At 61.0% G+C, this 7,725-nt stretch carries 9 protein-coding genes and 1 tRNA gene; 4 read left to right on the top strand and 6 right to left on the bottom strand.

Translation table 11 applies throughout. The features are described from left to right. On the bottom strand, window positions 1-1,187 hold a 1,187-nt coding region (locus FWD29_09380), incomplete at its 3' end, for a histidine--tRNA ligase (protein ID MCL2804141.1). Window positions 1,188-1,305: 118 nt separating this feature from the next. Between FWD29_09380 and FWD29_09375 the strand changes: the two genes are divergently transcribed. From FWD29_09375 to FWD29_09365, 3 genes are all read left to right on the top strand, one after another. Next, window positions 1,306-1,379: transfer RNA gene (locus FWD29_09375), tRNA-Val, on the top strand. Window positions 1,380-2,027: 648 nt separating this feature from the next. Beyond that, window positions 2,028-2,318, top strand: coding sequence for a helix-turn-helix domain-containing protein (locus FWD29_09370; protein ID MCL2804140.1), 291 nt, complete (start codon window positions 2,028-2,030; stop codon window positions 2,316-2,318). Window position 2,319: 1 nt separating this feature from the next. Continuing rightward, window positions 2,320-2,982 carry an FAD-dependent oxidoreductase gene (locus tag FWD29_09365; GenBank protein ID MCL2804139.1) on the top strand — a complete coding sequence of 221 codons (663 nt, stop codon included), beginning with the start codon at window positions 2,320-2,322 and terminating at the stop codon, window positions 2,980-2,982. A gap of 27 nt (window positions 2,983-3,009) precedes the next feature. Here FWD29_09365 and FWD29_09360 read toward each other — a convergent pair whose 3' ends face one another. Further along, entirely contained in the window at window positions 3,010-3,237 is a 228-nt protein-coding gene (locus FWD29_09360) for a hypothetical protein (protein MCL2804138.1), read from the bottom strand. 503 nt (window positions 3,238-3,740) lie between these two features. On the opposite strand from FWD29_09360, the gene FWD29_09355 reads away from it, so the two are divergent. Next, window positions 3,741-4,061 carry a helix-turn-helix domain-containing protein gene (locus FWD29_09355; protein MCL2804137.1) on the top strand — a complete coding sequence of 107 codons (321 nt, stop codon included), beginning with the start codon at window positions 3,741-3,743 and terminating at the stop codon, window positions 4,059-4,061. A gap of 666 nt (window positions 4,062-4,727) precedes the next feature. Here the strand turns inward: FWD29_09355 and FWD29_09350 are convergent. The 4 genes from FWD29_09350 to FWD29_09335 all read right to left on the bottom strand — a co-directional run bounded on the left by FWD29_09350 (window position 4,728) and on the right by FWD29_09335 (window position 7,263). Then, window positions 4,728-5,585, bottom strand: a complete 858-nt coding sequence (locus FWD29_09350; protein MCL2804136.1) for a hypothetical protein — start codon at window positions 5,583-5,585, stop codon at window positions 4,728-4,730. A 328-nt stretch (window positions 5,586-5,913) separates the two neighbouring features. Further along, window positions 5,914-6,447, bottom strand: a complete 534-nt coding sequence (locus tag FWD29_09345; protein MCL2804135.1) for a hypothetical protein — start codon at window positions 6,445-6,447, stop codon at window positions 5,914-5,916. Between the two features lie 122 nt (window positions 6,448-6,569). Further along, window positions 6,570-6,923, bottom strand: coding sequence for a PIN domain-containing protein (locus FWD29_09340; GenBank protein ID MCL2804134.1), 354 nt, complete (start codon window positions 6,921-6,923; stop codon window positions 6,570-6,572). Window positions 6,924-6,999: 76 nt separating this feature from the next. Then, window positions 7,000-7,263: a prevent-host-death protein gene (locus FWD29_09335; GenBank protein MCL2804133.1), complete on the bottom strand. Its 264-nt coding sequence runs from the start codon at window positions 7,261-7,263 to the stop codon at window positions 7,000-7,002. Window positions 7,264-7,725 lie beyond the last annotated feature (462 nt).

The raw sequence follows: 7,725 nt of genomic DNA, 5'->3' as shown, positions 1-7,725 counted from the left end.
GGTGCCACGTCGGTGGCGATGCCGCGCGCACGGAGTTGGTTAGCCGCCTTGTCCGATGCCGGCCTCTCAGTCTCGTTTGTCACCGCCACCAGGCAGGCGGCTGGCACGGCGCGGGTGGGCTGCATCAGATTCTGGCTGATCAGCCGTGAGACCAGGCGGCTGATCCCGACCGATAGGCCTATCCCCGGGTAGGTGGCCCGGTTGTCCTTGGCCAACGAGTCATACCGGCCGCCCGAGCAAATCGAGCCCAGGTCTTCGTGGCCCAGCCAGATCGTTTCGTAGACTGCGCCAGTGTAATAGTCCAGGCCGCGGGCGATTTTGAGCTCGGCGGTGAAGGTGCCGGGAAAGGCGGTGTTGGCTTGATCGAGCAAGGTCACCAAATCCGCCAAGCCAGCCTCCAAGACTGCTGCCGCCTTGCCGGATACCCCAACCCGGCCGGCCAAGTCGGTGACGGCCGCTTCGAGGTCAGGGCCGGCATCGGCGGAAATTGCAGCTAGGTCCAGGCAAGCGGCGGCCTGGGCCTGGCTGGCGCCATTGGCCACTAACGCGGCTTGGACGGCGGCCGGGCCGGTCTTTTCAAGCTTGTCGACCTCGCGCAGAACGGCGTCGACCTGGTCAAGGCCAATGCCGGTGTAGAAGCCTTGGCAGATTTGTCGGTTGTTGACCTGGACGCGGATGCTTAGTCCCAGGCGCCGCAGCGCCCGGGCGATGACCAGCGGCAGCTCGGTTTCGAAATGGGCCGGCAGGTGGTCGCGGCCAATGACGTCGATGTCGGCTTGAGTGAACTGGCGAAAGCGACCGGTCTGGGGACGCTCACCGCGCCAAACTGGCTGAATCTGGTAGCGCTTGAAAGGGAAGGCCAGGTCGTTTTGGTGCTGGAGGACGTAGCGGGCCAATGGCACGGTCAGGTCGAAGTGCAGGGCCAGGGCCGATTCGTCGATCTGGTCTGGTTGGTTGGCGGTGTCAGCGCTGGCGGCCATCATGTCCTGGAGCCGGCCCAGGACGTAAACCTCTTTCGAGGTTTCACCTTTGCGCAAAAGCTCACCAAGGGGCTCAACGGCGCGGGTCTGGATCTCCTGGTAGGAGTGCAGTTCGAATTCCTGGCGCAGTGTCTCGACGACATGGCGTTCGACCAGGTAGCCGGTGGGGAGCCACTCTGGAAAGCCGCTGATCGCCTTGGGCGCCATGTTTGGTCCTAACGCTGTTGGTCTGCTCTGGTGGACGGGCGCCGCCGCGCCGCCAGCCCCCAAGGGTAATGGACGCCCCGCGCGGCCCGGCGGCCCCGTGCCCTACGATTGTGCCTTTGGGCCCGTAGCTCAGTTGGCTAGAGCACCACGTTTACACCGTGGGAGTCGTCGGTTCGAGTCCGGCCGGGCCCACAACGAGGCGAGCCGAGCGCCAACGAGCTTGCTCGATTGGCCGAGGCCGACGAAGTTGTTGACGAGGCGCCAAGCGCCGAGGAGTACCACGAGGAGAGCCGAGCGCCAACGAGCTTGCTCGATTGGCCGAGGCCGACGAAGTTGTTGACGAGGCGCCAAGCGCCGAGGAGCACAACGAGGAGAGCCGAGCGTCAACGAGCTTGCTCGATTGGCCGAGGCCGACGAAGTTGTTGACGAGGCGCCAAGCGCCGAGGAGCACTGACGATTGAGCCGAGCGCCAACGAGCTTGCTCGATTGGCCGAGGCCGACGAAGTTGTTGACGAGGCGCCAAGCGCCGAGGAGTACTAAACCGGTGATGTTAGAACTATCGACACATGTAGCAAAAGCCTCATAGTCGCTGGCGTCCCCACTTTGGTGGGCTTGCAGAGCGGTCGCCTGGATGGAGGGGCTCAGCATCAGTTCCATGCCCCAATGAGGTTCGCCTTCCACGTGGTCTACTTCGGGAACGTTGATTCGGTCGAAGAACGCCACGTTGGCCGCCAGTAGGTTTTTGTGGCGTAGATGGTCCGCTCAAGCAGCCAAGGCCAAGTACCGCAGAGTTTCATGTGTGGTATGTTCATGGCTAACCTGCAACCCAAGGAGAGGTGGATGAAGACACTGCAACTGACTGCGGCCACCATTGGCTGGGAAAAGGAACTGGCCCACCACATTGCTGCTGGGGATCGTGTTGAGGTGCGGATCGAGACCCCAACGCTGTCCCCAAGCGAGTTTGCGGAACAGCTACAGCTCTCGCGAACATCAGTGATGAAATGGGTGGAACGAGGCAAGATCGCCTATGAACTGCGAGGTACGTACCATCGCATCCCGGTCTCTGAGGTAGAGAGATTCCGCAGCTGGTACTTCCAATCCATGGCCACGGACCTTGCGGAAGACCTGTGACGTGACCCTTGCCTTCGTTGATGCCAACGTTCTTGCCCAGGCAACACCGCGCACCATCCTCTACCTGGCCAGCGCGCTTGATTCGTGTGCCTTCGGCCTGGTATTCAGCCCTCTTGTCGAGAAGGAGGCGGAACGTGCACAACGGCCCAAAGCCCGCCCGGTCTCTGTGTTACGCGAAAAATGGCTGTGGCAAGTGTCACCTGACCACCCCAACCCGGAAGAGCTGAGTCTTTTAGACACCCACTGGAAGGATCAACCTGTTCTTGCAGCGGCGGTCAACGCCAATGCGCGCTATGTCATAACCGAAAACGTCCGCCACTTCGGTCCAACAGACTTGGACCGTTTTGGCATGTCTGCAGTACATCCCGGCCTGTTTCTGGCAGGCCGGCTAACTGAAGCGGCGTACACCAGCATTCTCGGCGCGCTAGCCACAGCCCGGCGCCAGTCACCAAACACGATGCTGACGATTCACATCCAGGAGGTATCTGACAGCCTGCCTGACCTGTTCACCATGCACCAGAACTTGTTTGGGCCTGCCGAATCAGCTCGAACCAAACGGCCCATCAAAGAAACCTTCCGAGGCGTGGCTTGCCTTCGATGTGCCCTGGTCATCACTGATCGATCGAGTCTCACCAACGGTGTCTGCACCTCATGTGAGCCGTAGTTCAGCACTTTTCGCGCGGAGACCAACTCATTCGGGGCCCTGCGACAAGGTGCTGTTCGAGCGTGAGCCTGTCGTAACTCCCTTGCCAGGCCTCCCCTTGGAGCGGAGCGCCACCCCGGATCTGGCAAGCAGCTCGCGCATCGCGCCATGGCTGACTCCGTAGAGGATGGCCAGATCCGCGATGTTCATGCCGGCTTCATACAAGCGGATCGCTTCGGCGGTGTGGTCGTCGGGCAGAAGCTTGCGGTTGGCCACGACGCCACGCCGCCTAGCGTTCTTGTGGATGGCGCATCGGGCGACGCCGTACCGGTTCGCAAGCTTGCTCACTACTCCCCCGGCGGCATACTCAGCCATCACCTCGGCCGTGTCTTCTGGGGCCAACTTAGTTTGGGGATTTTTCAGTTTTCGTCGATTCGGCCCCCGAAAACCGGTGATCTGAGGCCCTTTTGGGCCACTTCCAGACCTTCTTGATGCCATAGATATCCGCTTGACCAGGGGTTCCATGGATTGACGATAGTTTGAGAAGTGCCCAGTTAGGTCCACAACGAGGAGAGCCGAGCGCCAACGAGCTTGCTCGATTGGCCGAGGCCGACGAAGTTGTTGACGAGGCGCGAAGCGCCGAGGAGTACCAAACCGGTGATGTTAGAACTATCGACAAATGCAGTGGCGACATGTAGCCGATGGCGGAGTGGACGTGACCATTATTGAGCCTATCAGCAGACGCAGCAGTATCTGTCACAACTGCTAGAATTCATGCCATGAGCACGTTGACGCTGACCACGGACACCAGCGATCAGGAGGTACTGGCGTTCATCCACGACCGACTTGCGGCTGGCGAACACGTTCAGGTGACTGCCACCGAGCCGTTCATGACACCCCAAGAAGTGGCCGATTCCCTTGCCGTCTCGCGCGCCTACATCATGACCAAGATCAAGGCAGGCGAGATTGTTAGTACCCGTCGCGGAAACCGCCACCGCATTTCCATTGGGGAGGTTGAACGTTTCCGTAACGCCCTGGTCAATCAGCAGTGGTCCTTGGTGGCAGACGACGTGGAAGCGGAGTTGTTTGGCGACGCATGAGCCAACTTGTCTTCCTTGACTCCAACGTTCTTGCCAAACCGTTCACACGAACCTTGCTCTGGGCTGGCGGACTGCACAGTAGCTATCACGTAACTTGGAGCATAACTGCAGAGCGGGAGGCGAGTCGGCATCTTCGCTCCTCGGCTATTCCCATTCAGGCTCTACGGCTTCGGCTTGGTCAAACACTCGGCCCGACGGGTACCGATCCCAACCGATTCACCTCCACCGAAGTGTCCGACAGGCAACTACTGGCTGATGCTTGTGCCGTAGGTGCGCAATTCCTCGTCACGGAAGATGTTGACGACTACGGCGAGACTGATCTCATCGCTGGCCACATCGCCGCCGTCCATCCCGACTTGTTCCTAAGTGTCCGTTTGTCGCCCACCGGCTATTTGGCGGGCGTTAGGGCATTGTCAACCGGATCTAGCAGCCCGTCACGCACCCCGGAGCAGGTCCACCAGCAGGCGGGCCGACTCCATCCGCTCCTCGTAGCCGCGATGCAGGCCCGTTTCCCAGGAGTCCAGGTCGCACTTCCTACCCACCGCCCAACCGCCGTCCAGTACCGCGGCGCGATTTGCTTGCGGTGTGGGGGTGCCCGGCTTCCGACAAATTCAGAAAGCGTTGGCACCGCACCAACCTGCACCAACTCCTGCAGTTAGATGGACACTACCGGCTACGAGCCGACCTGGGCCGACCTCCATTGGGCGCCCGTGGACACGGCTCGATGATGTTGAAGTGCGGGTCGAAGTCGACCATGTGAGCCTGCAACTGGTCGATCACTGACCCATCGCCTTCGACCTGGACGTACTCGCTGCTGGCCCAGTCGGGTGTCAGCACCACCGCCATGGCCTGCCCGGGCAGGGTGATGGTGGCATAGGCCGCCCGCCAGGTGCCGGCTTCTGCCTGGTAGCCCAACTGCTTTAGGGCGTCAGCGCAGAGGTACCTGGCCTCAGTGTTCTCAGGATCGTCGAACACCAGCACCATGGTGACCTCCGCCACCCACTGGTACTCGCCCTTGTCAAAGTCTGCTTTGGCCTTCTTCAGCACTGCCTCGGCGCCACCCATGTGCTCAACAGTCTTCTTGGCGGCGTCGGAAGGAGATAGCGGGTTCAGGTGCGCCGGGTTGGCGTCGTACCAACCGATGTAGCGCTGGTAGACGGCCTTGGCGTTGTGCCGCAGAGTGCCGTAGTACTGGCGGGTGTACCAGACCTTTTCCAGATCGGCTGGCAGTTCAATCATGTTGGAGATCTCGCTGGAGGTGTAGCCCTGGTTCAGGTACATCAGCGTCTGGTCGGTAATGAATTTGTACATGGCGGCGGTGTTGACTAGGTACTCCTCGATGAACTCCTTGCCCCAATGTGGCCAGTTGTGAGACTGGAAGACCACCTCGGCCTGCGCCCCGTACAAAGTCAAGGACTCCATGATGTACCTGGCCCAAGCGGTGCCATCGCGCACCTGTGCTCCGCGTAGCGTGTAGAGGTTGTGCAAGGTGGCCGTGCAGTTCTCCGCCGCCCATTCGTCCAAGCATGCTCGTCGGTTGAATCGGAGTTCAGAGGCGTACCTCCAGGTGATGGGCGCTAAACACCGCCAAGACCCGGCCGGACGACGTCCGGTCCGCCCTTCCCCACCGCTGGCAGGCCAACTCCAAATCTCCGCCAAATCTGCGCCAATTTTGGCGAAACCCACGCCAACCGGCGGAGTACCTGCTCGAAACCGTCGACCCGGCGGGAGCGCGTCCGGCCACAGTCGAGGAGATCGCCCAGCGCCTTGGCGATTCCTCGCCCGATGACGCCCTGATGCGACCCACTCCTTGGCCACCGGGTTGGTCTAGTCGCTGGCCTGGCAACTCTGCCTACAGGTCGGTCCGTTTGCAGGGCACGGTGTATTCGAAAACTCGACCGTTCTTGAAAGTAGTTTGGACGTGGAGCGTCAGCGTCCCATTTGAGTACTCGTAGGTGCCTTGGATTTGTGTGATGCCAAGCGTGTTGTTTTGCGGGATTTGAACCGAAAAAGTCTCGGTCTGTGCCTCAAGCATGAAGCTGTAGCTCTCCGAATAGCCACCCTGCTCAAACGAGTATTGTCCAGTGCCCCCTGCCTCAATAGTGAAGGACAGGCTGATGTCGCCGGCACTTCCGGCCCATTGGCCAACGAACTCCTCAGGGATTGAGCCCATCGTGTCAGTGGGCGCCGGCTCCGGAGTGGGGGTAGCCGGCTCAGGTGTCGTAGTAGCCGGCTCCGGGGTGGGGGTAGCCGCAACGGTGGCGGCTTGGTCTTCCGGCTCCGGCTCCTTCTGTGACCCTTGGCATCCGGTCGCCAGCAGCGTGCAAACAAGTGACGCTGCGACCGCCAGTCCTCCAGCTCGTACCCAGGCGATTTTTCTTCCCATGCGGATCATTGTTTCAGGTCTTGCCGTGAGGCCGTTCGACCTGCTCGCCCGGCCGCCCTTGCGTCGGCCGAACAGCTGCCGACGTCAACCAATCCATTCCTAGAATGGCCACAGGACAGGTGTTAAGGGGCACTGGTTGGGCGCGGAACGGGCACAATCAGAACCAGCCGGTCGAGACCGACAAAGTCTGCCGGATTGGTGGTGTAGACAGGTAGCCGATTCACAGCGGCAGTTGCCGCAATCATCAGGTCGAGTGCTCGGCGCCGCGGTGTTCGGCCGGCCGCCTTGAGAGCAGCTGCCATCTGGCCAAATACACGGGCCGCGTCAGTGTCAAAGGCCAAGGCGTCGAACTCGTTTTCCGTGTGCTGGAGGACGGCGACCCGGCGGGCACGTTCCCGGCTGGCCGCGCTGTCGTCACCGTCGACCAAATGCACGCCAGCAGCGAGTTCGGCCACGGTAACCGCACTAATGGCCATTTCGTCGGGCAGGCAATTGGGTGGGATCCAGGGACGGAGCGCAAGGATATTGGTGTCCAAGAGGCCTTGTGTGGGCTCAAAGGGCATAGGGGTCATCCAGGTCAAAGTTCAGGCCGGCGGCGATATCCGTGTGCAGTTGGTCGGGGTCAATGACGCCGGCCGCGGCGGATGAAGCAACAAACTGCGCCTTGGTGACAAATCGGCGGCGCAGCGGAACCAGCTGGCCCATTGGCCGCCCGTCCCTGGTCACCGTGAACGATGTACCGCCTTCGACAGCGTCCATGATGTCCTTTGAGCGCAACCGCAAGTCGCGCTGGGTGATTTCGTCAGCATGTCCCACGCGCCCATGGTACATGGGCCGGTAGCACTCGGTGCCACCCGACGCCTTGCGCGAGGCGTTCAGGCACCCATAGCTGCCGGGGTGGGCCATTGCGGCAATCACGAGTTCATGCCCAAAGAGTCGAGGTAGGTGCTGCCACAATTCGGCTCTTGATGTAGCTTCAGACAACCGCTCAATGTCACTCTAGTCAGCACTTCAATGTCACTTTGGTCACGAATCTAGTGTTCATTTCGCTTGCCGCTGCGGGCTGCCTCTCACACCAACTTTGAAACGGGACCACGGAATCAGGTGAATTGCTCGGCGCGGCCTTGTTCCAGCAGCAACTGCTGCGCCAACAGGGCCGTTAGCGCGTCCCGGTCGTCAAGCTGTAACGCGTCGATGTAGGCGGTGCGCTGCCCAGCTTCGACGATGATCGGAACACCGAAGGCCCTTAGCGCCTGCCACATCAGCAGTATCCGTCCG

The organism is Micrococcales bacterium (assembly GCA_009784895.1).
Lineage (GTDB): Bacteria > Actinomycetota > Actinomycetes > Actinomycetales > WQXJ01 > WQXJ01.
This window is presented reverse-complemented; position numbering and strand designations above follow the sequence as displayed.

Bases quoted from the DNA above. Each gene is read 5' to 3' on its own strand.
- FWD29_09370 (MCL2804140.1), top strand. From the start codon at position 2,028: ATGAAGACACTGCAACTGACTGCGGCCACCATTGGCTGGGAAAAGGAA.
- FWD29_09355 (MCL2804137.1), top strand. From the start codon at position 3,741: ATGAGCACGTTGACGCTGACCACGGACACCAGCGATCAGGAGGTACTG.
- FWD29_09345 (MCL2804135.1), bottom strand. From the start codon at position 6,447: ATGGGAAGAAAAATCGCCTGGGTACGAGCTGGAGGACTGGCGGTCGCA.
- FWD29_09340 (MCL2804134.1), bottom strand. From the start codon at position 6,923: ATGGCCATTAGTGCGGTTACCGTGGCCGAACTCGCTGCTGGCGTGCAT.